Genomic DNA, 26,692 nt, shown 5'->3' with positions numbered 1-26,692 from the left:
TCCTGTAAAATACGGCATCAGGGCGCCCGATTGTACGCCCAAAAAGCTGCCAGCCCAAACCCTGCATTGCTTATCCGTTGCCCGCTATCTTCTTCAGCGACGGGCCACCGGGTCTTCATTGTCTGCCAGTTGATGCCCATGGGCATGCAGGCGACGGAAGTAGTCTTTGGCGGCTGCCCGCACCCGTGGCGCCAGCAGCAGCGCTGCTGTCATGGTGGGGATGGCCATCAGACCGTAGGCGCCATCAATGATATTGACTATGTCGGTGAGGCTGTTGGTGGCGGCGAACAAAATGGCCAGCAAATACAGATACAAATACCAGCGCTCGCGCCTTGCGCCAAACAGGAAAGCGAAGCACTGGCTGCCGTAAAAAGCCTGGGTGAAGATGGTGGTAATGGCAAAAAAGCTGACGCAAATCAGCAGCAGATAAGGCCCCACACCAGGCATGGTGGCCGCAAAGGCGGCGCTGGAGAGGCTGATGCCGTTGGCACCGCCCTGCTGCCACACACCGGAGATAAGAATAATCAGCGCCGTGGCGGTACACACCAAAAGGGTGTCGATGGCGGGGCCGAGCATGGCCACCAGCCCTTCTTTTATTGGCTCAGAGGTCTTGGCGTTGCCATGTACCATCACCTCTGTGCCTATGCCCGCCTCATTGGAAAAAGCCGCCCGCTTCACCCCGGTGAGCATGGTGCCCAAAATGCCCCCGGCCACCGACTGCACCGAAAAGGCATCCTCCACTATGCGCCACAGGTGCATGGGCACATCGCCAAGGTGGCTTAAAATCACATAAAGCGCGCAGCCCACGTACAGTAGAATCATGGTAGGCACCACTCTGATGGCCACCGCCGCGATCCGCTTAATCCCGCCCAGGATCACCAGCGCCACCAGACTCATAATGGCGAGCCCCAGGCCCAACTCTAGGTAAAAGTGCTCGCCACTGCCTACGGCAACGCCAGCGTCGCCGGGGGATAAAAACAGATATTCCTTGAGGATTTGCACCAGCTGATTGGTATTGAACAACGGGAAGTTACCCACCAGCCCCACCAGACAGAAGAACACCGCCAGCGGCTTCCATTTGGCACCAAGGCCGTGGGTGATGATATACATGGGGCCACCGCGCACCCGGCCGGTTTCATCCTGGCCGCGATACATGATCGCCAATGAGCAGGTAAAAAACTTGGTGGCCATACCCACCAGCGCGCTTATCCACATCCAGAAAATGGCGCCCGGACCGCCCGCCACTATCGCCAGCGCTACCCCGCCAATATTGCCCATGCCCACGGTGCCCGCCATGGCACTGGAGAGTGCCCCGGCATGGCTGATATTACCGGCGGCACCTTCTTCGGGATACTTGCCGCGTACTATATCGATGGCATGTTTTAAATAACGAAATGGCGCAAGCCCAGAGTAAATAAGGAAAAACAGCCCACCACCCACCAGCAGAAACAGCATGTGTGGCCCCCAGGCAAAGGCGGCAAATTGTGCTGCGGCAGCAGCAAAATCGAACGAGGTGTCGGCAGTCATTTGTTGAGGATATGTTAATTGGCTTTCGGCTAACTTATCAGCCTACGTCATGGATAGAAAGGGATTAGGGGATGGGAGGGGATTGAGGGATAGAGGAATGGGGAATAAGGGAGGGAATATGCGGGTAAAGGACGGAGGGCTTACCTTGCCCGGCCAGCTCAGCTATTATCCCGTCGCCGAAAAGGCTGAACCCGCGCCATCGGGCTTCACCCAAGGGCGCAGCCGTGTTAATACCATCCTCATTGCGCTAACGGACGAAGTCATTCAGCCAGCCTTCATCTTGTATGGCGTATAACCACAGTTTTTTACCGCTACAGCCTGACTCGTTCGGGCTGGATGTACGGAGTGCGTATGACCTCAACCCGCAAATGGCCGCAACTGCTGCTGATTTTGATTGCACTGGCCCTGCTTATCCCGGGCCTCAGCCTGCCAATGCTGAGCCTCGATGGTCAGGCCGATAAATCACAGTTTGCCCAAACCACTATCGAACTCATGACCGACGATAGCGACGTGCGCGGTATTCTGGGCTCGATGTCGGCCTTTCTGGGTTTTAATCAACTGGAAGGTCAGGTCGAGATTTACCAGAAAAGCCGCAGCATTATCGGCACCATCACAGACCTGTTCGACAGCGGTAACCTGCTGGTTGGCATACTTATCGGCACTTTCTCGGTGGTGATCCCTACGCTGAAACTCTTATCGCAGGCCGTGCTGCTGTTTGTCTCAGGCACCCTCGCCCGCGGCCTTAAAGGCTTTATCGATGCCATCGGCAAATGGAGCATGGCCGATGTGTTTGTGGTGGCCATTATCGTCAGCTACCTTGCCGGCAACGCCAAAGGGCAGATGGGCGAACTTATCATCATGAACGCCCAATTCGAGCCCGGCTTTTGGTACTTCACCGGCTACTGCCTGTTTGCCATTGCATCGAATGTGATGATGAGCAGAAGGTTAAAATCGGCGTCTGACACGCTCAGTTCAAGTGCCATCTAAACCTATCGATATGAAGCGGCAGCGCTAAGCAGACAAGCCTTATGCAGACAACAGCATTGCCGCGACGGCAGCGGTTGTGGCGAGATATTTGGGGTTTGCCCTTTGCAGCAAAACCGACATGGCCAGCGGATACAGCAGCGCCTGCACCAGGCCCGCGGCAACCACAAACAGCCACACCATTGCACTGTCAGGGTCGCTGATAAGGCCACTGCAAAAATAGGCCAGAATATAGAGCGCCACTATCAGCATCAATTTGGGGATAGAGGCGCTGGGCTTAAACCAAAATAGTAGTCCGAAGAAGATCAGCGCCAACGCCATCACGATTATCGACCCATTGCTGACAAGCAAAGAATCGGCCTGCAAACCGTCTAAATGCAATTCGCCAACAAACATACTCAGCGCGCCAACCGCCAGAACGGCAATAATCCACAGCAAATCCCGCTTTGGCCAGGCACTGGCGTCTGCGCCCAGGCTTCTGGCACCACTCACCGCCGGTAATTTACCCAAGATAAACAGAATACAGCCCAGACTCAGCAGCTGAGCCAGAGCAGCACACAGGAAGCCGCCACTCCAACTGTATTGGCTGATAGCGATACCCACCAAAATGCCACTGAGCATAGCGGCAAGATTAATTAAAAAGCTGTTCAATATCATTGCACTATCCAGCTTTTCCTGTCGCTCACAAAACAGCTGCCCAATCAGTGCCAAATGGCTGGAGGCAAAGCAGCCGCTGCCCAGCGCAATCAAGCCAACGCCCACATAGGTAACAGCCGACACTCCGCTGGCCAGCAAGGCATATCCCAGTAGCAGTGTCGCCGCGCCAAGTAACAACACTTTTCGAGTGCCCAGCAGCAAATCGGCGAGCAAGCCCCCCAGCAGCTGACACGCCAAAATCGCAACGGTAAAGGTGGCGTAAAGTTCCAGAGCATCTGCATGCTGCCAACCGGGACCGTTGGCAACATCAACCAGATACAACACCAAAATGGCTCGCATCGCATAATAGCCAAGGCGCTCAAAGGCCTTGGCAAACATAAGAAAAGTAAAGTTTTGTGAAAACTGCCTGTTGGTAATGTCCATATTGATTTGCTCTTCTTTTTTTAAGTACTCAACGTGTGACTATTCATGGGTGATACAAGCTGCAGCAACCAGGCGTTTAATCGACCTGATTTCGGGCACACGCAGCCCCTTAAACAAAGCTCAGTCGCAGGCAGGCGCCGGAGGGCACGGCTACCAGCGCCAAATCACCGCCGTGGTTGACCATGATCTGCCGTGCCAGTGCCAGGCCAATGCCTGAGCCCTGCTGCTTGGTGGTAAAAAAGGGCACAAACATCATCTCGGTGGCCTCAGGCGTGACGCCGGGGCCGTTATCTAGCACCTCAAGTGCCAGATGGGCATCTGTCTCAAGCACCGAGCGGATTTCCACCACGCCACCGCCTGCGGGCCGGGCAATCGCGATGGCCTCAATGGCGTTTTTCACCAGATTAATAAGCACCTGCTCTATCTGGGCGGCATCGAGCAGCACCATGGGGCTGTCGCTCACATCACAAAGCAGCGTCACCCCGGCCTCGCGGCACTGGGTTTCCAGAATTGGCCGCACATTGGAGAGCAGCGTTGGCAAGGTCATCGGCTGCGGCTGCGGCTTGGGAATGGCCGCCACCTTGCGAAACTCCTGAATAAAAGCCCCCAGATGATGGCTGCGACTCGACAGCGTCTTCAGCGCCAGCGCCAAATCGGCCCTGTCCTCCTCGCTGTCGAAAGACAGGCCCGGTGGCACCAGGCTCTGACAGGTATCGGCCAGCGATGCCAGCGGGGTGATGGAGTTGGCCACCTCGTGGGTCAGCACCCTGGTGAGGCGGCTGTAGGCCTGCTGCTCGCGCTGATTGAGCGGGTCGTGAATAGATTGCAGGCTGATAAGGTGAATAAGCCGCCCGGCGATTTGCACCTCGCTCACCTGCAGCGACAGGGTATCCTGTCGGCCATCGAGGGCCAGTGCTGCAGTGGCATGGCCGGGGACGCGCATCAGTCGCCCCAGCTCGCCAAAGCGGTTGCCAAGTTCGGTCAGTGACTTAAAGCGGCCGCCAAGCAGCCTTGCCGCCGCCGGACTTTGCTCCAGCACCTTGCCATCGCCATCGCAGATAAACAGCGCAAGGTCGGTATGCAGCAGCACCTGACGTAAAAACTGCGCCTGCTCACCGGCCTCGGTGCGCGCACTCAGCATCCGCTGCCGAGCCTCATCAAACTGTGACCGCAGCGGATGCTCGGCACCCAGCCCCAGGGTGCCATCGCCATTGGCAAGCGCCCGCAGGAGCTGCTCGGGCAGCCGCTGCTCACGGCGAAACGCCAACAGCACGGCGCCAAGGCAGGCGATGATAAGCACCAGCACCACCAGCAGCAGCGCCCCGACACCCCGCCCCTGCCACAGGAGCGCCGCCGCCCCAGCCAGCAGCGGCAACAACCCCAGCGGCAGCGCCAATCTCAGCATTTGCTCATTGATATGCATAAATCACAGCCCGTATTTTTCCATGCGGCGGTACAGCGCGCCGCGGGTCAGACCGAGCGCCTTTGCGGCGTGGCTGACATTGCCCTGAAAGTGGCGCAGCGCCGCGGCTATGGTGCTGTGCTCAACCTGCTCGAGGTCAAACACAGGCTCGCCTTCATCCTGCGGGGGCTGACCAAGATGCCCAGCTGATGCCGGCAAAGATGCCGCTTCAGCTGTAAAGGGCAACTCAGTGCGGGCAGCAAACAGCAGCGCCGTGTCGAGCCGGTCGCCATCGGCCAAAATCACCGCCCGCTCAATGGCGTGGGACAGCTCGCGCACATTGCCGGGCCAGGGGTAGGCCATGAGTTCATTCAGCTGCGACGGCGCAAGGCGCAACTCGCGGCGGTACTTGCGGCCAAAGTGTTCAAGGTAGTGATTGGCCAGCAGGCCAATGTCTTCGGGCCGCTCGCGCAGCGGCGGCAGACGGATTTCGATGGTGTTGATGCGGTACAGCAAATCCTGGCGGAAGCGGCCATCGGCCACCGCCTGTGGCAGAGCCTCATTGGTGGCACAAATCAGCCGGATATCGGTATGAATGGGTTTGTTGCCGCCAAGGGGAGTCACCTGCCGGTTTTGCAGCGCGGCCAGCAGTTTTACCTGCTGCTCCAGCGGCAGGTTACCGATTTCATCCAAAAACAGGGTGCCGCCACTGGCGAGCTCAAAGCGCCCGACCCGGTCGGCGCGGGCATCGGTAAAGGCGCCTTTTTTGTGGCCAAAGAGTTCGCTTTCCATCAGCGAACCCGATAGCGCTCCCATGTCGAGACCAATAAAAGGCCCTTTGGCGCGCAAACTTTGCTGATGAATGGCATGGGCGGTCAGCTCCTTGCCGGTGCCGCTCTCGCCTGTGATAAGGATATTGGCATCGGTCTGGGCCGCTTTGGCAATAATCTCAAATACCTGCAACATGGCCTTGCTGTGACCAAGCAGGTCCGGCACCGCCCGTGACATCACCTGACTGAGCCCCTGAGCCTTGCGCGCCACCTGCCCCAATGCCCGCTTGTCGCGGCCATGGTTAAGTGCGGTCGCGACCGTGGTCAGCAATTGCTCGTTCTGCCATGGCTTGGAAACAAAATCAGTGGCGCCGCACTTGATGGCCTCCACCGCCCGCTGCACATCGCTGTAAGCGGTCATCAGGATCACCGCAATCGCCGGGTCGAGCCCATGGATGTGTTTCAGCCAGTAAAAACCTTCCTGACCACTTATGGCGTCGCGGCTGAAATTCATGTCCAGCAGCACCACGTCCACGGCGTGTTCGTTCAGCATGGCCTCGATGCGGTGGGGGTCGTCCAGGGTCAGTACCCGCTCATAATGGGGCTTGAGCAGCAGGCGGGTAGCCAGCAGTACATCGGGGTTATCGTCCACAACCAGCAGGGTGGCGTCCTGTTTCATGGCGCAGCATCCTTTTGCGTCTTGCATGAAGAAGCCACCAGCCTACCCAAAGCCCTGCAAAGTGTCCACAAATGGACGTTTTTCCCGAGCGCCAGTGTTCATCAGTGGACAGTGCTTTGGATGCACACTCGCCAAAATCACATAAGCCATTGTAAATATTTAATATAAAAACTTGGCATGCGCCTTGATATATCCAGTCATCACCACAGCACGACTGTGACCGCAAGGAGACAAGACCATGGATAAGAAAATCACCAAACCCGGCTGGAAACGTTCATTCAAAACCAGCGCCATTGCAGCCGCCCTCTTTTCAGTTGCCGCCATCGGCTACGCCTTCACCAATGGCCATTCCGGCAGCAGCCAGCACGTGGGGCTGCAGGGGTTGGATGTGGCCGTGGTCAAGCAGGGCGTGTTTCAGGACACCCTTGCCGTGCGCGGTCGGGTGCTGCCAAAAACTACCGTGTATCTCGACAGCGTGGCCGGCGGTCAGGTAGAAGAGCGGCTGGTGCAGCACGGCGACTACGTTGAAAAGGGTCAGCCACTGCTGCGCCTTGGCAATACCGCGCTGCAGCTTGAAGTGATGAGCCGCGAAGCTCAGGTTACAGAGCAGCTGAATTTCCTTCGCAACACCCAAATGACCATGGAAACCAATCGCCTGAACCTCAAGCGCGACCTGCTGGAGACCGAGCTGCAAATCCGTCAGGCCAAGCGGCGGTTAAGCCAAATCAGCCAGTTGGTCGACAAGGGCCATATCGCCAAGGACGATTTTTTGCAGCTGCAGGAAGACCTTAAATACTACGAAGAGCGCCGCAAGCTCACCCTGGAGCAGCAGCTGCAGGAAAACAGCATCCGCCAGCAGCAGTTGGCCCAGCTCGAAGACAGCGCCCAGATGCTGCAAAAAAACCTGACCCTGGCCCGCAGCAACCTCGACAACCTGCTGGTGCGCGCCCCGGTGTCCGGCTTTTTGAGCGAGCTAAACGTGGAAGTGGGCGAATCCAAGGAGCGCGGTGCCCGCCTCGGCCAAATCGACGTGCCGGGCGAATTCAAACTGGTGGTGCAGCTCGATGAGTTTTACCTCAATCAGGTCACTCAGGGCATGGCGGTACGGATCAACACCGCCAAAGGCCCGGTGGAAGCCAGTATCAGCCGCATCGATAACCGCGTCAACCAGTCACAGTTTCAGGTAGAAATCGCCCTGCCCAGCGATGTGCAGGACATCCGCCGCGGCCAGAGCCTGGATGCCGAACTGGTGCTGGGGCAGGAGCAGCAAAATGCGCTGCTGCTCAAGCGCGGCGCCTTTTTCTCCAGCAGCGGCGGCAACTGGGTCTATGTGGTCAATGCCAGTGGCGACAAGGCCGAGCGCCGCCCCATCCGCCTTGGCAAACGCAATCAGGATTATTTCGAAGTCACCGACGGTCTCGATAAGGGCGAGCAGGTGATAGTGTCGGGCTACGGCAACTTCGATAAAGCAGATACACTCAACCTCAGATAATTGAATATCACAGAATATTAAGGACATATCATGATTAAGCTCACCAATCTCAGCCGTGTTTTTTGCACCAGCGACGTTGAAACCACAGCGCTGGACCAGATTAACCTGACCATCAACAGCGGCGAGTTTGTGGCCATCATGGGCCCATCGGGCTGCGGCAAATCCACCCTGCTGTCGATTTTGGGCATGCTGGACTCCCCCTCGGCAGGCAGCTACCAGTTCGATGGCGCCGAGATAAGCCAGTACGGCGAAAAACAGCTCGCAGCGCTGCGAAAATCCAGCATCGGCTTTGTGTTTCAAAGCTTTAACCTGATTGATGATTTAACCGTGTTCGAGAACGTCGAGCTGCCGCTGCAATACCAGAACATCGGCAAAGATGAGCGCAAACAGCGGGTGCAGGCCATGCTCAAGCGGGTTGGCATAGATCACCGCGCCGACCACCTGCCGCAGCAACTCTCCGGCGGTCAGCAGCAGCGGGTCGCGGTGGCGCGGGCACTGGTGATTCAGCCCAAGCTGATTCTCGCCGACGAACCCACAGGTAACCTCGACTCCAAAAACGGCGAAGAAGTGATGCAGATGCTGCGGGAACTGAATCAGGAAGGCACCACAGTGGTGATGGTGACCCACTCAGAAAAAGAAGGCAGCTACGCCGACCGCCTGGTGCGCGTCCTCGATGGCAAGATACTGCTCGACCGTGCCAAGCAAGCTCAGCACAACAGCACCAATAGCAACAACATCAGCAGCGAGGTGGCCTAAGATGATCCACAACTACCTTATTACGGCGCTTCGAAGCTTTGGCCGCCACAAACTGCACTTTATGCTCAATGTTTGCGGCCTGGGTATTGGCCTTGCTGCCGCCATTCTGATTGCACTTTACGCCAACCTCGAAGGCAACTACGACCAGCAGCAGCCCCATGCTGACAGTGTATGGCGGGTCGAGCAGTACTTCTCCCAAATTGGTGCCAAGGTACCGCTGGCCAACCAGAACGTCCTCAATCGCCTCAGCAATCTGCCCGGCATCGAGGCCCTGTATCTGCTCGAAAGCCGCCCGGTGGGCGACGAGTACCGTGTCGATGGCAACAGCTTTAAGCTTGATGCCATCATGGGCGCCGAGCCAAACATTCGTGAACTGCTGAACCTCGAGGTGCTGGATGGTAACCTCGAACAAAGCCTCGCCACGCCGGACACCATTGCCTTAAGCCGCAGCAATGCCATTAAGCTGTTTGGCAGCGAGCATGCCAGCGGCAAAACTCTGCAGCAGGGCGACAAGCGCTGGACCGTGGCCGCCGTGTTTGCTGATTTGCCGCAAAACACCCACTTTGCCTTTAACGGCCTGGTGCAAAAGAGCCCGTTTTCCGATTCCTTTCGCAATAACAATGGCTATGCCTACCTGCGTATCAGCCAGGGCACCGACATTGACGCCCTGACCCAGGCGCTGCAGCAAGGCTACCTTGAACTCGCCTACCCCGGCGCCGACAGCAACATAGTCGCCTTGAGCCTTGCGCGACTGACCGACATTCATCTAAACGGCGGCGAGCGCTTTGAGATGAAAACCACCGGCTCACGCAGCGCCATCTACATCTGCGTTGGCCTGAGTGTGCTGCTGGTGCTGCTGGCGGGCTTTAACTTCGTCAATATGAGCATTGCCCAATCGGCGCGCCGCGCCAAAGAGGTAGGCGTACGCAAGGCCATGGGCGCCTCACGCGGCCAGATTGTCAGCCAGTTTTTAACCGAGTCGGTACTCACCACCCTGATAGCCGCGCTGCTGGCCTGCGCCCTGGTGGAACTGAGCCTGCCCTGGTTCAATCAACTGGTGGAGCGCGAACTGAGCTTAAACTACCTGTCGCAGTTTGGTCTTGGGCTGCTGGCCGTGGTGCTCATCACCGGCCTTGTCGCCGGTGCCTACCCGGCGCTGTTTATGGCCGCCTTCAGCGCCAAGCGGGTGCTCAGTGGCGACCTTGAGCGCGGCAAAACCGCCATCATGGTGCGCAAAACCCTGCTCACCCTGCAGTCCGGTCTGTCGGTAGCACTCATCATAGGCGCGGTGCTGTTACAGCAGCAGCTGCAACACCTGCAAAACCTGCCGGTAGGCTATCGCCACGAGGGTAAAATTCAGGTGGTCGACATCGACAGCTCACAGCTGATGTACACCCAAAACAGCCAGCTGCTGGAGCGGGTACGTGGCATCGATGGGGTAACCCAGGTCGGCGTGGTGGATATCGACATCACCAACACCTTTAACTCCTCCATGGAATTAAGCTCCGCCAACGGCGTGCTCGCCAACCAGAGCGTGCCCTTTATCGGCATGGGCATGGATGCGGCCAAGCTGATGGGGCTTGAACTCATTGCCGGGCGCGATTTCAGCAACGCCACCGCCAGCGACTGGTTCCACATGAAGAGTAAAGACGAAGCCGCCGCCGCTGTGCTGCTCACCGAATCACTGGCACGTCAGGCCGGCTTTGCCAGCCCCGAGGATGCCATAGGTCAAACCCTGAATACCCGCGATGGCCGCGACAACCCCTTTACCCTCACAGTCGTGGGCGTGGTCAAAGACATTCGCGTCGGCTCCGCCCGGGGCGAGCAAGCCGCGCCGATTATCATCTGCGGTTACACAGTCAATTGGTACAGCCGCCTGGTGATGGACATCGACATGCAAAAGCTGCCCACCATCCGCGATGAACTGGGCACAGTGCTCGGTCAGGCCATCAACATGTACGCTCCGGCGGTAGAAGTGTTGTCGCAAAACTACGCCGCCATTTACCGTAACGACGCCAAAATCGTGCAATTGGTGGGGGTTTTCAGCGTGCTAGCCATAGTGCTTGCCTGCTTCGGCACCTTTGGTCTGGCCTCCTTCTCGGCGCTGCGCCGCCAAAAGGAAATGTCAGTACGCAAGGTGCTCGGCGCCTCGCGCCTCAGCATAGTCAATCTGCTGGCCAAGGAGTTTTTAACTCTGGTCGCCATCAGCGTGGCGCTGGCCTTCCCGCTCACCTTCTATCTGGTCGGCGACTGGCTTGCCAACTTTAACGAGCGCATCGACCAGACGCTGTGGGTCTACCTGCTCGCCGCCGCTGCCGTGGCCGCCATCACCTGGATTACCGTCGCCAGCATCGCCTTCAAGGCCGCCAGCAGCCAACCGGCGCAGATACTGCGCTACGAATAACCCTTCCCGACGCTCCCGGCACAGCTTCATCAAGTGTCGGGAGCCTTTCGCCTCTCTCGTCCCCAAATGCCTTGCCAGAGCACAGGATCGAACGCCTTTCGGGCGCCCAACCAGGATATGGCCCGACAGTTCAGCATCCTCAAAATCTGACATACCACTTACTTTAAAGTGTTACCTATGTGTCCGAACGTTTTGTAACCTATGTCTCCGGTCTATACATTTCCACAGGCCCCCTGCGTCCCCCCGACGAAGCCAAACACTTTGGCTTTGGGGCTGAACACGGCCACCATGACCGACTCGCATCCTGCTCGATGGTCCCTGCCTCGACGAAGCATATCCTTATGCTTCACTCCCAGCTCGGCTATCCTGCCACGCGGAAATGAAGTACCGTAAAATCTACGAGCGAGCTGTTAGCCTACCTCAACGTCGCACCAGACCTTGGGTACTTCGTTGCGCAAAAGTGTTGTACATAGCCTTGCTTTGCTGATTCGCCCCCTCCTTAGCTTTGACTAAATTTAATGCACTCCTGTAAACTCTATAAATCAACAACATACAACTTGCTTCCCGTATTCCATGACGAATGAATTTATCTTAAGAGTCGCTAAAGTGTTGAATGCAAATAGCGTCAACTACTTCGTTACAGGCGGTGGAGCGGAGTTTATACGGGGAACAAAAACCTATACCAAGGATCTGGATATCGTCGTCAGGGTAGATGATGACAATATCAAGGCCATACGCCGCAGCTTTGACTTCTTAAACATCATTAGGAACAAGGCATTGCACGATTTGAAGGCTGGCAGAATCGTCAGAGCCTCTTTATTTCCGTTTAGTCTGGATGTCATGCCAGTTCTCGATGGATTGGATATTGATGAAGCCTTTTTGAACATTGAAACTATTCACTTTGATGGTCTTGCCATTCCCGTAATCAATAAACTTGATCTGAATAAAAACTATAAAGCGATTAATCATGAATAGAGACTGGTGCCAAAGAATAATCATCTCTGCTGACAAGGCTGAATATGAACAAGATAGGGACTTTAAGTCTATCGCCCACTTCGTCCAGCCAACCGAGTGGGGTGAAGATATGGAAACCTATGAGTTCATAATTCATTTTTATCCAACCTACAGCCTTCTGGACAACGACTTCAGTTTTAAAGAGAACAGGGCTGACGACGGCGAGTGTAAACTCCCATACCAGAAGTATTTATATCCCTGGCAAATCTGGTCACTCTCCTACTTCGATTACTCAGGCGAGAAAATTTATCGCCTGGCTATCCAAGATCAAAGCAAACACACTGATTGGGATGAGATTGACGCGAAAAACTTGGTGCTGCTCACCGGAAGGCTGCTCAAGTACTTACGCAGACACCCTCTGTCTGAGTATCAGGCTGAAACACTCGAAGAACTTGAGAAGCTCAACTTAGTCGCCAAGTTCTGTAAAAAGCACAAGTACACGATTATCGCATGGGGTGCCGACAATTGAAGGAAGGGCAGCCAGAGAACTTATCAACTCATAAGTTTTGAGTGAGTTCATTGGCCGGGAAAGGTATTTCCAGATAGTGACCTCCGGACTCCAGCCACTGGGTAATTTGCTGCAGGACCTGCGACTCAGGCAATTTCTCTGTTCCCTTGAGCGCACACTCCCACAACAGCAGTACACGCCAGCCATGTTTTACAGAGTTATCGCTGATTAAGGCGGCAAAAAAGCCCAACTTCGTTTGGCCAAAGTCGTGGGTCTCCTACCCACACCCGGGAAAAGGGCGAACGCGTACCCTTGGGCAGGGGACAGAACGGTTTCTGTCTCTTAACTTGAGCCGACGGGCCTCTGGCCCGCCACACGGAGACAGCTTCTACTGACAATTGCATCCGTGCCAATGCCATTTTGTCCAACGCCCGACGGAGAATTCTAAGAATAGATAAAGAGTGACACCCTTAAGTACAGTGTCTAAAGAATAGCGGGTATCCTCATTCTCTTCGCTCGTTAAAATACTAACAAATACCTTCAACCTTCCCTTTCTCTAAAATATCTAGCAAAACAAAACTCTGCTTTTCTGTTGGAACTTTATACGGCATTTGCATAGCCACTTTTAACACTCCCACCTCCTTCGAACTAATCTCCTCCCTTTCAGTGAGCCGCTGGAGAATCTTCCCCCAATCTTCTGCCGAAACTGACAAGACTCTGCGCTGCGCTTCAATTCCATTGTCAATCTTTTGTGTCAGCCTTGCTGAACGCACGGCTTCCTGTTCATCATCTAGCGAAACTAGCTGACTGTAAAAGTCTTCGGATAGATGCGTACCAATTGCTTCTGCACGAGCCTGAATACGTATCCAGCATGCTTCCTTTTTGCACCACTCGGAAATATTCGAAATACCCGAAGGGGGCCTCATGATGTCATCACAAACCGTCTTTGATATGACTGCAATCGCTTCTACCAATATAGAGTCAACCTTTTGAGCATTCCAAATTTTTAGAAAGTCCACACTTTGTTTTCTGTTTTTTGCAATCTCAGCTAACGTAGCCAATGTGTAAATCACTATATTGGCTCGATAGCCGCCGTTATACCAAGGCTGCGAAGAGATTACGCGCTCCGTAGTTCGAAAAATCAGGCTACGTGCTACGGCCCGTTTAAAATAAAACTCACTGAACCTATCGGATGACTTCTCCCATTCTGACCCGATTCTGGCAGCATAACGGGCAAAGTTCTTCTGAGAGCCAAGGTTTACCCATTTCGGATGGTCATCCCAGACATTGTCAAATTTCGCTAAATCAGTCTTTGTAAACATCTGCTGTTTGGGATGTTCGGCTTTAAATCGCCTTAACTCAGTAGGAGTGAGTTTCGATTGAGCGTCAGCATATTGACCACGTGCTCGCTCGTAAAACCAACGAGTTTCACGAGTTGCGCCTTTTTGAGTGGGAGCCCAGATCCGGCGGGAGAATTCCTCCATCCGCACATGAAATGGGTGATTTGAAAAGAAATCAGCAGCGTTCACCCTATTCTGAGTATTTGCGTACTCCGATATTTTTGGCACTACCTTCTCGCTTTGTAGACTATCAATGACGGATAGCTTCATTTGGACATATATTTCGGAAAGGTCAGCCTTATCTCGCTTTCGCGTATGAAAAAGCGACGCAGTAGTCTGCCCACCATTGACAATCTGGAGGTCAGAAATTCTGGTTATTATCAAGCCACATTCTGTCCTCTCGGTCTCAACACTTTGGGCCGTAGCAGTGATTCCGTTGTTATAAGCAAAAAACATTGTTGGCTCGCCAAGAATCGTTGCTCGTATACCTTTATTCACATTGCCGCGGGCTTGCAAGAACGTGCGCACGTTTTGCTCCAGAAGACGTGCGCCAAATCTTTCATAAAGAGTTGCCAGCATATTTCCAGGCATTGCCATCAGATAGGATTGATAGGTTTCAACCCCTAAGTGTGCCGGCAAGCAGCCGATACCGCTGCCAAACATGCTTACCAAGTCGAGATCGAGTGACTCCTTGTGATTACGTGAACTACGCAAGCGATGAAGTCTCGAAATATCCCAGATATGGTAAGTTGCCGCTATACCTGCCAATTCAGCATCTGGAAGCGTTTGGATCCTTTCGCTGAGAGCCCTCTCAGAGAAAAGGATTAAGTTAATCTGTCTAACGCCACTCTTACGATCCTCGATCTGTCTTGCCAGACCGTACTCTGGGGAAGTCACTTCCAAATCCGCAGCCAAATTTTTGCACACACTGGCTTCAAAGAATTTAACTACACGTTTAAATACCGCTTCCAATTCTGTCTTAGAAAGTGAAATAAGTTCAGTCCGTGAGTCAAAATCAGCAACAAAAAGGTCTAAAACGCCCTCATCATTAAACCAGTATCCGTCTACACGCATGCCACGGGGCGTGCGGAAATGACATTGCTCAAAACCCTCGCAGACTCCTATTTCTATGAGCTCGTCAGCCACGCTTTCCATGAACTCATCAAGCTGGAATCGTCCATTTATCTCAGCCCCCGCCAACAACTCCTGCCGAAAATTGTGAAAGAACTCCTCGTCTGTTTGGCCCATCATTTTTCTCCGTAAGCAGCTGAGTTATCGCACTTGAATTGGGCAATTGTTTCAAGTTTTATGTCATAGGCTACTTGATCAATACCTGAAGTAAGTTGCGAGCGGATAATACGCGGAAACCCATCTCGAACCCGATAAGTACATAAGTCACTCACGACAAACCGTGGTTCATCATAATCAGGAAGCGGTGCATAGCCGTACGCAACCAGTTTTAGATCAAATGCCTCTATGGCCTCATTATCAGAGAGCCTTGAACGAGCAGCCCTAATTATTTCGTTAAGAGAACAAGCACCTTCCGCATCAGCTAAATTACTCAGCCGATATATACGCAAGAAAAGTTCTTCTTTGAGTGTTTCGAGCTGATCTTCTGATGAAATCCGAATACTGTTTCTTTCTGATCCCGATAGTGATTTGACCTCGACGGCTGTATTACCAAACATGAAATCTTGGTGCGACCGCTCTGGACCAAGCCAAGATTCAACAGCGGTATTAACTGCCCTCCCCCTATCAATCAACTCCATCAAAAAGACGATTTCAGAGTATAGACCCCTAACTTCATTTGCTGTCAGACGTTGTACACAACCTGAGAAAAATACCTTCCAACGGCGGATGTGATCCATAGAAACAGCCAAAGAACTTGCCGAGTCCGCGGCCTTTTCAAGAGCAAGAATAAGACCACGACAGAGTCTCTCGAATAAATCCCGGTCGACTTGTTTTTCCAGAGAGAGAACCAAGTGCTGTAGCCCCTGAAAACCTGTGCGAAAATCTACATTTACCCCATTCACTATCACGGCGCTTTTTCGATACTGTGTAGAGAGGTCCCCCTCCAGCTCTACAACAAACAGGCAGGAACCGCTCGTATCACGCCCCCAAAAGCATGGCACGGCTGTATTTGCTGCAACCTGCCGGACATTAAAATCAGCTACAGGAACGGTAATATCTTCCCAAGGTGAAGAATCAGTCATCACAGTCCTCCTCTTCACTGGGATCATCGGCATACCCCACCATCTGTTGGAGCCAGACCTTATTCACAACTACATTGATGGTTGTTGAATGATCTCCGTTAGGGAAACTAACACCGAATGCAGCTATCGGACCTTTCACTAACTCGCCCTTTGGCTCCAAACTATGGATCATTAGGAGCGGCTTATTCCTCACCATGCGGTAGTGAGTATCTGATACCGATCCAGAACCATCTTCCTCACCAGCAAGTTTCCTTGCTTCATCACATTCAGATGAACTAAGTCCTAATTTTTCGTCACCACGTGAAGCAACTCTGTCTTTATTCAAGCGCCATGCGGTTCCATTAGGCTGCCCCTTACTAAGAGCACGAGCTTGATTCCTCAAGGTATACTTACCTTCTCCGCCGGAGCCACCCGAAGGAGAGATCAACAAAACATCAGCAAACGGATGCTTGATTGCTATCCGTTCTAAATAGCTAACTACGTTAGACTTCTCACCTGAAAAGCTGGAATGGCATTCAAAATGGTTGAGGAAGTCACTTATCACGTCAACGGATACATCTCTAAAAATAAGCCCTTTCCCAGTATTCACCCCTTGATGACCACCGAACCCATTTAACCAATAATCGGATATCAGCTTGAAGTTCTTGGAGTTCACGTTGGGGTCTGTAGAAACGATGTAACTCTCACGTAACCGCCCACTGAAGCTCTGTTCAACAGTGAATTCTTGTCCGGTACGCATCTTATTAGCAGCCGTGATTAGCAAGCGGTCAGGGTGAGAAAGGACATACAGTCCAAAATCTACTGGACTGAGGCCGTCACGCCGCATCCGCTTGACCTGCTGTACAAGTTCTTCGGATGCCTCTGCAATGTGTGAATACCAATTGATAGAATCGAGTGAAAGATGAACACGGCAGAGATCTTCAAAACCCAGTCTGTATCCAAACCACCTGCCCATCTGCATGAGAGTGTCGTACATCTTGGTATTGCGATACATATAGCTAACTGTCAAGCCCTCAATTGTCAGGCCTCGTGAAAGACTCAGGCCACCAATAGCGATAGCTGTCAGCCCAATGCCATCTTTTTCGTATCGGCTGTAGTCAAGCACCTCATCACTTTTGCTATTGATGACGTAAAGGTGAAGGTGGTCGAATACACCTCGGAGAGCCGACTTCACCTCCTCCCAAGTAAATTCAGCGCCAGCATACTCGGCGCTGAAGGCATCCTTCAACCCTTGCATATAAATATTTCTTGAAGAAATATTCTCGGGCATCGCATAGTTCGCAAAAACAGCGTCCCTAATCTTTTTCTCCCTGAGGCTTAGAAAATCACGCACAGCTTTCTGCACAGGGACAAAGCGCGACACATTAACCATCATTGAACAATGCTTGCGAACTTGACCACGCAAATTCCGAATCGCACGAGCAACAATAAACTCGTCCAGTGCACGATAAAGACTTGGGGGCAATTCAAAGACAGGATTTTCGCGTTTGTGTGAATAAGGTATGAAGTCCTCACAATCATCGATCTGTCTGACGATAGATTCGCTACTCTTCTCATCAAGAAAGACCTTTTTAGCCCCAAAATAATCTGGTTCTGGCGCATCTAAGCAGTAGATGAAATCACGGGGGAAAAGCTCTTCCCGTACATCATCATCATAAGAATCCGGATTAATGAAGATATTGGCGAACGGTGTTGCCGTATAGCCTACATAGCAGGACTTCGCAAACAACCCAAGGATGCGTCGAATCATTGCATTCGTACGAGTCGGGTCCAAGTCCTCTTTATTAGTGTTAATCGATGCGTTGTCCGCCTCGTCGTCAATAAGCAACATTGGTACATCGGAGATACGCTCGCTCCCTCCAGCGTTTAGTTCTTTCAACCACCTATGCAAAGCTGTGAGCGTCGTTACATTTTTCTTAATGACTAATATTATAGGCTTGCTGAAGTCATTAATCTTCCACCCGCTTTTTGCAGCAGTGTTTTTGTTGAAATCTTCATTGACGTTAGTGAGCGTTGCCGGATGCGGGTAACCGGGGTTTAGACCAACCCCTATATTACGGCGGTCCTCCGGATCACTTGAGCGACCGATAAAAGCCTCATCAATTCGCCGCTGTGTCTGCTTACGAAGGTTATTGTGAATACCCGCTATAACGATAATAAACTTGTAACCAGCATCAGCTGCACGCGCGATCAGGCCCGTATAGTTAGCAGTCTTGCCTGATTGCACATGGCCGATAACCAGGCCACGCCGATTCCAGGCTGTACCTTCACTAAAAGGATCTTGAAGATGGCCAAGAATCCTAGTAGTCACGTCGCTAAGAGACTGAACCATCTGCGGAGCCCAACTTTCGGTTCGAAGGAACTCCTCATATGCCTCGGTATAAGTCCAATTAAGATGCTCACGCTTATGAACCCATTGATCGTCATGCTTGGCAGTCACATCAACCAAGGATACACCTGCCCCCATACGAGTCACTACCGATGCCATTGCTTCTGTAACAATACTACGAAGATCTCCTGAATATCCAAATATTGCAGCGATCTGCTTTGCCTTTTCCTCAACCTGTTCTCGCGTAGGAGTTTCAGGCATATTCGCAAGGCCAGAAATTAGGGCATTTGCAATATTTCTCTCTTCCTTTATCGTGCATTTATTCATTTAAATGTCTCATTTACGAACTTTTCAGCCAGTTCTATCTGACCGTCAAAAATATGGGTAGAATGAACAATTTGAAGAAAAGCTCTTACGTCACATGGCCCATCACCGTATAGGGCCTGTCGCAGACTTATCAAGCGTTCGAGTGTTTGAGTTTCATCGATGGTTTTTTGATTAATTTCACGTGGATGAGTTGAGTAGTCAGAATAAATCATTTCTATTGGCAACGAAGCAGCTACCGAACTCAATACTGTACGCAACAAAGTTGCGTCCTCCTGAGAAAGTCTTCTTGCAAGCGAAGCAATTATTGGATGCTGCTCATTTAGAGTGAATCGAATGCCATCATGATCAGCATAACGCTCCCAAATCGGAGATTCGGCATCTTGAAATAATTTTTGTCCTCGCCCACGATGAACCGTCACGCTACGATTAGTAATCTTAGCAATGATTTGTCGCAATCGCTCACGCACCAAATGAGGTGGCTGCGCGCGCGATTTCTTTATGTCAATTGTCCATGCTTCATCAAAGCTGCTCGGAAAATCAATCTGAACGCGCGCTAGCTTGGTAGCTTCTCCCTTGGGAACCAAACGAAACCAATCGCCCCACGCCATAAGCCGTCCGTTTCGATAGACGTAACAGCCTTGATTTGAAATGAAATCACTACGGCTCTGATAGTAGTCGTAATCTGCGGCAGATAATCGGCTATGGTGAGGTAGTACATAGGGCTGAATGCGAACTTCCGCTCCATCTATTCTGACAATTTCTTCAGGAAGAGTCTGAGTAGCAGGATTTTTCCTGCAAAAGGGATCGAATGCAGACAGTGGATGGCCATTAATCGTTAATGAGATCTTCTTGTACCCTTTTACCTCTCCAGAAAGAAAACGGTGAAAGACCAAAGACAAATGCCGACCAACCCCAGCGAGCTTTTCGTTCACAATTTCCTGACTGCGAGAACCGGACTCGTCCTCAGTCAAACGATCAAGCTGCTGCCAGATAACGGAAGTACCCTGCTCACTAAGATTGTCTATAAAGGGCAGTTTGCTTATTTCCGCCGCATCAAGAATCCTGAGGATCCAATCATCTCTTGTGTCAATAAGATCCAAATTCCACTCAGCCGCACATATTGAAGAGTCTTTTTTACCTACAACGGTGAGGGAGCGACACTGGGAGAATGATGCAGTTTTCAATCCCAAACCAAAGCGACCAAGATCTTTTGTCGAACGCATCGCTTTGGGGTTGATTGACCCATGGCGCATTGCGTGGATTAGTTCTGCTTCTGACATTCCCTTGCCATTATCGTGAATGACTACAACCGGATGCAATCCAGACACATCACAAATGATATCTATCTTGTCAGCTTCTGCAGCAATACTGTTATCAATCAAGTCTGCGATCGCTGTTTCAAGTGAATACCCCAGATCCCTCATCGAGGCTGAAAGGCAAGCGGCACTGGGTGGGTGTCGATATTCGCGGGTCATTGTTATCCTTTTTGCAACTCTTAATAAACCACCCTATCTATCTCCCAGTCTGATTGGTTCAATGGCAGATTGGCGAGTGGGTGACGAATTCCCTGTCATTGACAACGCTCAAGGCTATTCTAAAGCCAAATATTAAAAAGAAAATTAAATCAAGCAATTGTAACTGTCAAAGTATTCGATCTAGGTCTAACAAATTTTCACCGGTTTGTATCGCCAGAATTCATGCGGCAAATTTAAGTAAAGAAACAAAGGAGCTAATGGTATTTCCAGCTTGCTGGTTATACATCATCCGGGAAAGGTATTTCCAGATAGTGACCACCGGCCCCCAGCCACTCGGTGATTTGCGCTAAGACCTGCGGTTCCGGCAACCTATCCTTCCCCTTGAGCGCACACTCCCACAACAGCAGTACACGCCATCTAAGCTCACGACACTTTTCGATGTTCTCAAGATCCCGCTGCCGATTGCCAATCAGTTTCTCCCGCCACCACTGCGGCCCACGCCCTTGGGTGGAGGAAGACGCAGGGAATTGAAAGAAGCGACATTGATGCATGTGCCAGAAGCAGCCGTTTACAAAAATCACGGCGTGATATTTAGGGAAGACAAGGTCGGGCTTCCCCGGCAGGCGTTTGTCGTGCAGCCGGTAACGAAACCCCAGCCCATGGAGCCGTTTCCTCAGCCACATCTCGGGGCGGGTATCCTCACCCCGAATGCGTGACATGTTGTAGCTGCGCTTATCCTTCAATAATTTCCTTCACAATCTTGGCTATCTTGTACGCCAACAGAGGAGGAACAGCATTGCCAACCTGATGGAATTGCTGAGTTCTGTTACCCTGGAAAAAGTAGTTGTCCGGGAATGTCTGCAATCTGGCAGCTTCCCTCACGGTTAAACTTCGACACTGTACCGGATCAGGGTGAATAAAATAGTGGCCATCCTTGGAGATATGACTAACCACTGTAGTTGACGGTCTGTCATAAATCTGAACCCTGAATCGGTCGGCAAATTTACCGCTTTCCCAATTTTCATGTGCAGGAGCCAAGCCTTTGTAATTAAAATCTTTATGCCCCTTCGGTGACACTCCGCGTGCCTGAGCAAAACACGCGGCATACATGTATCGTTTTAAATCCGAGTCCATGTGGCCTCTGGCCTCATGATTTAAAACAACGCTCAGCATATCTGCGTTTTTCCCATACCACCAATCCAAGGTGCCAGTCTTTTGCTCACTAAGATTCCATTCGTAACGCAAAGAGCCTTTAGATAAATCTCGACGAACACCATTTAAGGTGTTTTGAAACTCATGCTCTAGGTCCTCATCACCCCGCCCCCGGGACTCTGACAGCAGATTCTCTAAGTGGTGTCTGATAACAGAGTGCCAATCTTTCTCTGCTTCCGCTCCACGAGACAAAGTGCTCCGCAGTTTTGGAAGATCACCAATCACATCTCTGACTGAGATCTCTGGAGCTTTCTCAAGAAGTGGGAATGCTCCCTTAGCAATGACAGTCTCAAAATGCGATTGCTTGATACCCAACAAAATCACACGATGCCGGGCTTGCGGAATGCCGTAGTCTTCGGCACGAATTACAAACTGACCAGCATCAAACTTAGAAGCGTCATCGCCATGATGGTACTGGGCATCAGTAACGAGAGAGCAAATAACATAGCGTTCGCCGCTGTCGGACACGCCTAAAGCCGCATCTGGATTCGACAAGTCATGAAGAATTTCATGAAAAACTCGCTTCCCACCTACGGTTGAGGAGAGAATACCTTTAACATTTTCCATAACGAAAACCGTAGGCTTATTCTGCTGAATAATCCTCAGGTACTCTTTGTACAAGAAGTGACGATGGTCTTCTTCAGGTCTGTAATCTTTCTTCCCTTTATTTCGGGCTCGACCAACCATAGAGTATGCCTGACAGGGTGGCCCGCCAATCAGTACCCATGGTGCATCTTTATTAAGGCTTTTCTTAATTGCACTGTCCAGGCGAGCATTACCTTGCTCCGAACCCAACACAAGTTGCAGGGCTTCTTCGCCAGCCTCTTCCCATAATGGTTCAGTTTCCGAACTATAGGGTTTGTCAAAAACACCATTACAGAACGCAAAGTAATCATCCAATTGGTTGGGTGCATGGTTAGAAAGCAAGCGATAAAAAGCTCTCAAACGGAGAGTTTGATGAGCGAAAGGGTCCATCTCCGCAGAGACCAAAATTTGAAAAGTCCCACCTACTGAAGAAAAGCCTTCACCCAAGCCTCCAGGCCCTGCAAATAAATCAACCACTTGCACAGTTTTTTCAGTCATGCGTCACACTTAAAATCAATTATGCCTTTGATTGTACACGCTATATTTAAAACGAAGAATTAATTCTTTTAGCCACGGCCCACATTGAACTGCATTTGATCAATATCCCTTGATCCCGATTAAAATTAACTTCTGGTGCAAGCAAAGTTTCTCCCTTAGACATGTAAATGGACTATACAAACCAACTCGAAAGGACCTCTAGGTGTGTATGGTCAATGCATGATGGAGTCAAGCAGGGAAATTCGAGAAGCTGATCGTTGAAATTAATTCCTAGTACTTGCCACACTAACCAAGTCGTTCCTAGTCAGCGCAAGGAGCACTTCAATCGCAGATACCACCTCACTTTCATTCCCCCTTCGAAGCCGCCAAAGGGCGTTGGACGAAATGGCGTGTGCGAGGCAGGACGCCGAGCCAGCTTCAGTCGAATCAGGGATGAGCGTCTGAAGCGTTAGCCAATTTCGTCCATGAGACCGAGGGAATTTCGGCTTCGTCTGGGGTCGCCAGGGGATTGGACAAGGGGGCAAGTCGATACTGCCCCCTTTCCTCGGGTGTGGGTTGAAGTCCCACGACTTTCCGGCCGCAGCAGCGGCCAGTCCCGCAGGGACATGATCTCCCGAGAGAAATACGTCCCCATGCCACTGGCACTGCCACAGGCACAGGCACAGGCACAGGCACAACTATATATGACACCAGAGGCCCAATGTGACTCATAGTCCGTGGCCTACCCAGGCCAATCCTCATAATCTGTATCCAAGACTTCCCGCCCACAATCGAGGTAGCACTATGACAATTCAAACAGAGCATGAAATAGCACTTGGCGATTGGCGCATCTACATCGAGCCTAATCCGGACAGATATCGTGGTGGCCTCATGTGGTGGATATTCAAAGACGATGGCATTTGGGACGACGGCTTAGCCTGGACGACTGAAGAGGCAGAATCCGCCGTTATAAAGGCCATGACCTCTATACAGTGCAGTGAGATGTAAAAAAGCCCATCGTCCAGGCTTGGATAAAAAGAGTAGTAGCCATAACGCTTCACTCACAGATCACACCGTACTCAAACCCCGCTTGAAGCGGCTGAGGGTGTTGCTGAAAATGGCGTAGCGAGGCAAGGATGCCGATGCAGCGCCAGTCGAATCAGGGAAGAGCGTCTGGCGCGTTAGCCAATTTTCAGCATAAGCCCGAAAGAGTTTTCCGCTTCGGGGCGGGTCGCTGGGGGATTGGACAAGGGGGCAAGTCGATACTGCCCCCTTTCCTCGGGTGTGGGTTGGCGAGTGTCGCGCAGCGGCATGCTCACGAGCGAGAGCCAAGGAAGGCGAACTGGCCGTTGTACATGGATGTATTTGACCCACGACTTTCCGGCCGCAACGAGCGGCCAGTCCCGCAGGGACAGCTACGGCGTGGTCGATAGTCAAAGACGATGACATCTGGAACGCAGGGACAGCTACGGCGTGGTCGATAGTCAAAGACGATGACATCGGGAACGCAGGGTTAGCCTGTACGACTGACGAGGCAGAATCCGCACTATCAATCACAACGCTCAAGCAGCCCTCCCAACACGTTGCAGACACAAAAAAGCCCGCTGTCTCGGCTCTGGGAGCGCAAAGAAGCGGGCTGGATAGCAGTGGCTAAAGCCTGAAAACGCTTAGCCGGTATAAGCACCACTCGAATAGTGCAGCTCATAACTGTGGCTGTAGATCTCAAGGATATTTCCGAAGGGATCTTCCATATAAATCATGCGGTAAGGCTTTTCACCCGGGTAATAGTAGCGTGGGGCCTTCATGCGCTTTTTACCACCGGCGGCGACGATTTTCTCGGCCAGACCTTCGACATCCGGGTCCTGCACACAGAAATGGAAGATACCGGTTTTCCAGTATTCAAAGTTGTCTTCCGGGTTCTCTTGGTTTTTGAACTCGAACAGCTCGACGCCAATGCGATCGCCTGTGGACAGGTGGGCGATGCGAAAACGCTCCCAACCGGCACCGAAAACATCGGTACACATTTCGCCTATGGCGGAGTCGTCTTCCACAATCTCGGTGGGCGGCATGATGAGATACCAGCCGAGTACCTCGGTGTAAAACTTCACTGCGGCCTCAAGATCGGGCACAGAAATACCAATGTGAGAAAAACTGCGTGGATATGTGTTCATAGCTAACCTCGTATGCGTTGCAATGATGGGCTTCGCTCGTCTGGTTGCGCTTAAGTACTCGTGTTCCATTGCGCTGACGCACTGTTATTCCGTTGCGTGACGCGTTTGGGTTTGAATGCTCAGACGCTGGAGCCTTGCCCGATGCGACAAAGATTAGGCTATCGATGGCTCAATGAGAAATTATCATATATTCTTATTTTGATAATTTTTTGTAATGCATAATGCAGAATGCCAAACAGCAAGTGCCCGCTATCAGGAGTCCACAGGCCCATGCTCAATCCCCTCTGGTTGAAAACCTTTATCACCTTGGTAGAAACCGGCCACTTTACCCAAACCGCAAACAAGCTGTTTATGACCCAGCCCGGGGTTAGTCAGCACCTCAATAAGCTGGAGCAGGCCTGTGGCCACCAGCTGCTGATGCGCAGCCGCAGCGGCATTGAGCTGACCGAAGCGGGGTCGCGGCTGTATCAGTACGCCCTAGAGCAGGCTAAAGCCGAGGCGGCGCTGCTTGGCAGTTTGGATGAAGACAATCCCTACAGCGGCAGCTGTCGCCTCGCCTGCTCCGGCTCGCTGGCGCAGCTGTTATACCCACAGCTGCTGGCGCTGCAAGCAAAGCATCCGGGGCTTAAGGTGCATATGGAGGCCGCGCCCAATGCCCGCATCATCAATGAGGTTCAGCAGGGCGAAAAAGACCTTGGCATTATCACGGCGCCGCCGCCACGGGGGCTGTTTAATGAAACTGACATAGGCACCCAGGCGCTGTGTCTGGTGTTACCGGCGAGCAGCGAAGCCAGCAAAGATGAAACTACTCTGCCTTCAATAGAGGAGCTTAAAACCCTTGGGCTTATCAGCCACCCGGATGCGGCCCATTATCTGTCGCTGTTTTTTGCCCACAGCGGCAACCCGGGCTACCAAAACGCCTTTGTCGAAGACTTTCCCATCAGCAGCTACATCAACCAGTTAGGGCAAATCCTGTTACCTGTATCCATGGGGCTGGGTTTTACCGTGCTGCCGCTGTCTGTGGTTTCGCAGTTCAACCAGCGGGACAAACTCAGGGTGTGTGTTGGGCTGGAGCGAGTGTTCGAGCCCCTGTATCTGATTTATAAACGCCAGCGGCAACTGCCTGCCCGATTTGAGACTATCCGCAGCCTGATCCAATCCGTGCTGACAAGCACAAGTGACAGCCAGCAATGAGCCAGCCTTTGAACAAGACTTTTATTATCAGCCTGCCGCGAACCGGCACCACCAGCGTGTGCGTGGCGCTGCTTGAAGCAAAAACCAAGGCCGGACAGCAGCCACTCAAGGTGGCACACATGGCCTTTACCCAGGCGAGCTTCGAGGCCGCCGATGCCATTGCCGATGCGCCCGTGTTCAGTGATTATCAACAGCTGGACAAACTCTATCCCGGCAGTAAGTTTGTTTACCTTGAGCGCACAATTGATAGTTGGCTGCCGTCGATGCAGCGACTTTTAGCACGGATGCTGCCAAGGCTTACCCCTACCGCCAGGGGCGCGTTTCACCCGCAGCTGCGGCGCAGTTTTAATGAAGTATTTGAGCTGAATAAGGCGCTGGCAGGCACAGTGGATATTATGAGCCCGGCGCACCTTGAGCCCTGTTTTACCCGCCACAGGCAAGGGGTAGATACGTATTTCCATGGCCGCGATGATCTGCTTTGTCTCAATCCCGCCGCGCCCGGCGCACTGGCGGCGCTGCATCAGTTTTTACAACTCGCCGAGGTGGCCGAAGGCACGCCCTTCCCCCACCTGAATCAGGCGGGCCGGGTGGCGGCATTTGATGAGTTCAAACATCCCAATAAAATCCCCGCCGAGCTGTCGGGCCCACAGCGGCGCGCCTTTTTCGACTACGCCAGCAGCCGCAAGGGCTGATCCTCCCCATTATTCGACCTATCTTTACCAATTTTCCCTGCGACCTTCGGCTGAGGTTCTACACTTTGTAAGGTTCGAAGCAGCTCAATCACACCGAGGGAGACCAACTCCCCGGGCAGGC

General features: G+C 52.3%; 21 protein-coding genes. 10 read left to right on the top strand and 11 right to left on the bottom strand.

The annotated features are described in order from the left end of the window. Positions 1–93: 93 nt before the first annotated feature. Positions 94–1,527 carry an alanine/glycine:cation symporter family protein gene (locus MJ923_RS18675; RefSeq protein WP_240592397.1) on the bottom strand — a complete coding sequence of 478 codons (1,434 nt, stop codon included), beginning with the start codon at positions 1,525–1,527 and terminating at the stop codon, positions 94–96. A 118-nt stretch (positions 1,528–1,645) separates the two neighbouring features. Between MJ923_RS18675 and MJ923_RS18670 the strand changes: the two genes are divergently transcribed. After that, positions 1,646–1,822 (top strand): hypothetical protein, encoded by a 177-nt coding sequence (locus MJ923_RS18670; RefSeq protein ID WP_240592396.1) that lies wholly within the window; start codon positions 1,646–1,648, stop codon positions 1,820–1,822. Between the two features lie 56 nt (positions 1,823–1,878). Next, positions 1,879–2,514: a paraquat-inducible protein A gene (locus tag MJ923_RS18665; RefSeq protein ID WP_240592395.1), complete on the top strand. Its 636-nt coding sequence runs from the start codon at positions 1,879–1,881 to the stop codon at positions 2,512–2,514. 39 nt (positions 2,515–2,553) lie between these two features. On the opposite strand, the gene MJ923_RS18660 is transcribed toward MJ923_RS18665, so the two are convergent. From MJ923_RS18660 to MJ923_RS18650, 3 genes are all read right to left on the bottom strand, one after another. Continuing rightward, positions 2,554–3,591: an MFS transporter gene (locus MJ923_RS18660; protein ID WP_240592394.1), complete on the bottom strand. Its 1,038-nt coding sequence runs from the start codon at positions 3,589–3,591 to the stop codon at positions 2,554–2,556. Between the two features lie 109 nt (positions 3,592–3,700). Next, positions 3,701–5,014 carry a sensor histidine kinase gene (locus MJ923_RS18655; RefSeq protein ID WP_240592393.1) on the bottom strand — a complete coding sequence of 438 codons (1,314 nt, stop codon included), beginning with the start codon at positions 5,012–5,014 and terminating at the stop codon, positions 3,701–3,703. Between the two features lie 3 nt (positions 5,015–5,017). Continuing rightward, a complete protein-coding gene (locus tag MJ923_RS18650) occupies positions 5,018–6,442 on the bottom strand; it encodes a sigma-54-dependent transcriptional regulator (RefSeq protein ID WP_240592392.1) in 1,425 nt (474 codons plus the stop codon). Between the two features lie 238 nt (positions 6,443–6,680). Between MJ923_RS18650 and MJ923_RS18645 the strand changes: the two genes are divergently transcribed. From MJ923_RS18645 to MJ923_RS18625, 5 genes are all read left to right on the top strand, one after another. Next, positions 6,681–7,934 (top strand): efflux RND transporter periplasmic adaptor subunit, encoded by a 1,254-nt coding sequence (locus MJ923_RS18645; protein WP_240592391.1) that lies wholly within the window; start codon positions 6,681–6,683, stop codon positions 7,932–7,934. Positions 7,935–7,964: 30 nt separating this feature from the next. Continuing rightward, positions 7,965–8,690: an ABC transporter ATP-binding protein gene (locus tag MJ923_RS18640; RefSeq protein WP_240592390.1), complete on the top strand. Its 726-nt coding sequence runs from the start codon at positions 7,965–7,967 to the stop codon at positions 8,688–8,690. A gap of 1 nt (position 8,691) precedes the next feature. Further along, positions 8,692–11,094: an ABC transporter permease gene (locus MJ923_RS18635; protein ID WP_240592389.1), complete on the top strand. Its 2,403-nt coding sequence runs from the start codon at positions 8,692–8,694 to the stop codon at positions 11,092–11,094. A gap of 606 nt (positions 11,095–11,700) precedes the next feature. Continuing rightward, positions 11,701–12,069 (top strand): hypothetical protein, encoded by a 369-nt coding sequence (locus MJ923_RS18630; protein WP_240592388.1) that lies wholly within the window; start codon positions 11,701–11,703, stop codon positions 12,067–12,069. Beyond that, positions 12,062–12,577 (top strand): hypothetical protein, encoded by a 516-nt coding sequence (locus MJ923_RS18625; protein ID WP_240592387.1) that lies wholly within the window; start codon positions 12,062–12,064, stop codon positions 12,575–12,577. The genes MJ923_RS18630 and MJ923_RS18625 overlap by 8 nt, the downstream gene beginning before the upstream one ends. 506 nt (positions 12,578–13,083) lie before the next feature. Here MJ923_RS18625 and MJ923_RS18620 read toward each other — a convergent pair. From MJ923_RS18620 to MJ923_RS18595, 6 genes are all read right to left on the bottom strand, one after another. Further along, positions 13,084–15,144 (bottom strand): AIPR family protein, encoded by a 2,061-nt coding sequence (locus MJ923_RS18620; protein WP_240592386.1) that lies wholly within the window; start codon positions 15,142–15,144, stop codon positions 13,084–13,086. Continuing rightward, entirely contained in the window at positions 15,144–16,109 is a 966-nt protein-coding gene (locus MJ923_RS18615; protein WP_240592385.1) for a PD-(D/E)XK motif protein, read from the bottom strand. The genes MJ923_RS18620 and MJ923_RS18615 overlap by 1 nt, the downstream gene beginning before the upstream one ends. Further along, positions 16,102–18,765, bottom strand: coding sequence for a Z1 domain-containing protein (locus MJ923_RS18610; RefSeq protein ID WP_240592383.1), 2,664 nt, complete (start codon positions 18,763–18,765; stop codon positions 16,102–16,104). Before MJ923_RS18610 ends, MJ923_RS18615 begins: the two co-directional genes overlap by 8 nt. After that, positions 18,762–20,240 (bottom strand): ATP-binding protein, encoded by a 1,479-nt coding sequence (locus MJ923_RS18605; RefSeq protein ID WP_240592382.1) that lies wholly within the window; start codon positions 20,238–20,240, stop codon positions 18,762–18,764. Before MJ923_RS18605 ends, MJ923_RS18610 begins: the two co-directional genes overlap by 4 nt. 278 nt (positions 20,241–20,518) lie before the next feature. After that, positions 20,519–20,959, bottom strand: a complete 441-nt coding sequence (locus MJ923_RS18600) for a very short patch repair endonuclease (RefSeq protein ID WP_240592381.1) — start codon at positions 20,957–20,959, stop codon at positions 20,519–20,521. A 13-nt stretch (positions 20,960–20,972) separates the two neighbouring features. Continuing rightward, complete coding sequence (locus tag MJ923_RS18595; RefSeq protein WP_240592380.1) at positions 20,973–22,535, bottom strand: DNA cytosine methyltransferase; 1,563 nt, start codon at positions 22,533–22,535, stop codon at positions 20,973–20,975. Between the two features lie 783 nt (positions 22,536–23,318). Between MJ923_RS18595 and MJ923_RS18590 the strand changes: the two genes are divergently transcribed. Further along, the gene (locus MJ923_RS18590; RefSeq protein ID WP_240592379.1) at positions 23,319–23,522 is read left to right on the top strand and encodes a hypothetical protein; all 204 of its coding nucleotides are present in this window, start codon (positions 23,319–23,321) and stop codon (positions 23,520–23,522) included. A gap of 659 nt (positions 23,523–24,181) precedes the next feature. On the opposite strand, the gene MJ923_RS18585 is transcribed toward MJ923_RS18590, so the two are convergent. Continuing rightward, positions 24,182–24,685, bottom strand: coding sequence for a lactoylglutathione lyase family protein (locus MJ923_RS18585; RefSeq protein WP_011758396.1), 504 nt, complete (start codon positions 24,683–24,685; stop codon positions 24,182–24,184). A 270-nt stretch (positions 24,686–24,955) separates the two neighbouring features. On the opposite strand from MJ923_RS18585, the gene MJ923_RS18580 reads away from it, so the two are divergent. Next, positions 24,956–25,879 carry a LysR family transcriptional regulator gene (locus MJ923_RS18580; protein ID WP_240592378.1) on the top strand — a complete coding sequence of 308 codons (924 nt, stop codon included), beginning with the start codon at positions 24,956–24,958 and terminating at the stop codon, positions 25,877–25,879. 8 nt (positions 25,880–25,887) lie between these two features. After that, the gene (locus MJ923_RS18575; protein WP_240592377.1) at positions 25,888–26,571 is read left to right on the top strand and encodes a sulfotransferase; all 684 of its coding nucleotides are present in this window, start codon (positions 25,888–25,890) and stop codon (positions 26,569–26,571) included. Positions 26,572–26,692: the final 121 nt, after the last annotated feature.

This window comes from Shewanella zhuhaiensis (assembly GCF_022484835.1).
GTDB classification, from domain to species: Bacteria; Pseudomonadota; Gammaproteobacteria; order Enterobacterales; family Shewanellaceae; genus Shewanella; species Shewanella khirikhana.
Note: the sequence above shows the minus strand (reverse complement) of the source record. Positions and strands in the feature narration are given on the sequence as shown.

What these genes read in the sequence shown, in the direction of transcription:
- MJ923_RS18675 (WP_240592397.1), bottom strand. Translation starts at nt 1,527, where the DNA reads ATGACTGCCGACACCTCGTTCGATTTTGCTGCTGCCGCAGCACAATTT.
- MJ923_RS18670 (WP_240592396.1), top strand. Translation starts at nt 1,646, where the DNA reads ATGCGGGTAAAGGACGGAGGGCTTACCTTGCCCGGCCAGCTCAGCTAT.
- MJ923_RS18665 (WP_240592395.1), top strand. Translation starts at nt 1,879, where the DNA reads ATGACCTCAACCCGCAAATGGCCGCAACTGCTGCTGATTTTGATTGCA.
- MJ923_RS18660 (WP_240592394.1), bottom strand. Translation starts at nt 3,591, where the DNA reads ATGGACATTACCAACAGGCAGTTTTCACAAAACTTTACTTTTCTTATG.
- MJ923_RS18655 (WP_240592393.1), bottom strand. Translation starts at nt 5,014, where the DNA reads ATGCATATCAATGAGCAAATGCTGAGATTGGCGCTGCCGCTGGGGTTG.
- MJ923_RS18650 (WP_240592392.1), bottom strand. Translation starts at nt 6,442, where the DNA reads ATGAAACAGGACGCCACCCTGCTGGTTGTGGACGATAACCCCGATGTA.
- MJ923_RS18645 (WP_240592391.1), top strand. Translation starts at nt 6,681, where the DNA reads ATGGATAAGAAAATCACCAAACCCGGCTGGAAACGTTCATTCAAAACC.
- MJ923_RS18640 (WP_240592390.1), top strand. Translation starts at nt 7,965, where the DNA reads ATGATTAAGCTCACCAATCTCAGCCGTGTTTTTTGCACCAGCGACGTT.
- MJ923_RS18635 (WP_240592389.1), top strand. Translation starts at nt 8,692, where the DNA reads ATGATCCACAACTACCTTATTACGGCGCTTCGAAGCTTTGGCCGCCAC.
- MJ923_RS18625 (WP_240592387.1), top strand. Translation starts at nt 12,062, where the DNA reads ATGAATAGAGACTGGTGCCAAAGAATAATCATCTCTGCTGACAAGGCT.
- MJ923_RS18620 (WP_240592386.1), bottom strand. Translation starts at nt 15,144, where the DNA reads ATGGGCCAAACAGACGAGGAGTTCTTTCACAATTTTCGGCAGGAGTTG.
- MJ923_RS18615 (WP_240592385.1), bottom strand. Translation starts at nt 16,109, where the DNA reads ATGACTGATTCTTCACCTTGGGAAGATATTACCGTTCCTGTAGCTGAT.
- MJ923_RS18610 (WP_240592383.1), bottom strand. Translation starts at nt 18,765, where the DNA reads ATGAATAAATGCACGATAAAGGAAGAGAGAAATATTGCAAATGCCCTA.
- MJ923_RS18605 (WP_240592382.1), bottom strand. Translation starts at nt 20,240, where the DNA reads ATGACCCGCGAATATCGACACCCACCCAGTGCCGCTTGCCTTTCAGCC.
- MJ923_RS18600 (WP_240592381.1), bottom strand. Translation starts at nt 20,959, where the DNA reads ATGTCACGCATTCGGGGTGAGGATACCCGCCCCGAGATGTGGCTGAGG.
- MJ923_RS18595 (WP_240592380.1), bottom strand. Translation starts at nt 22,535, where the DNA reads ATGACTGAAAAAACTGTGCAAGTGGTTGATTTATTTGCAGGGCCTGGA.
- MJ923_RS18590 (WP_240592379.1), top strand. Translation starts at nt 23,319, where the DNA reads ATGACAATTCAAACAGAGCATGAAATAGCACTTGGCGATTGGCGCATC.
- MJ923_RS18585 (WP_011758396.1), bottom strand. Translation starts at nt 24,685, where the DNA reads ATGAACACATATCCACGCAGTTTTTCTCACATTGGTATTTCTGTGCCC.
- MJ923_RS18580 (WP_240592378.1), top strand. Translation starts at nt 24,956, where the DNA reads ATGCTCAATCCCCTCTGGTTGAAAACCTTTATCACCTTGGTAGAAACC.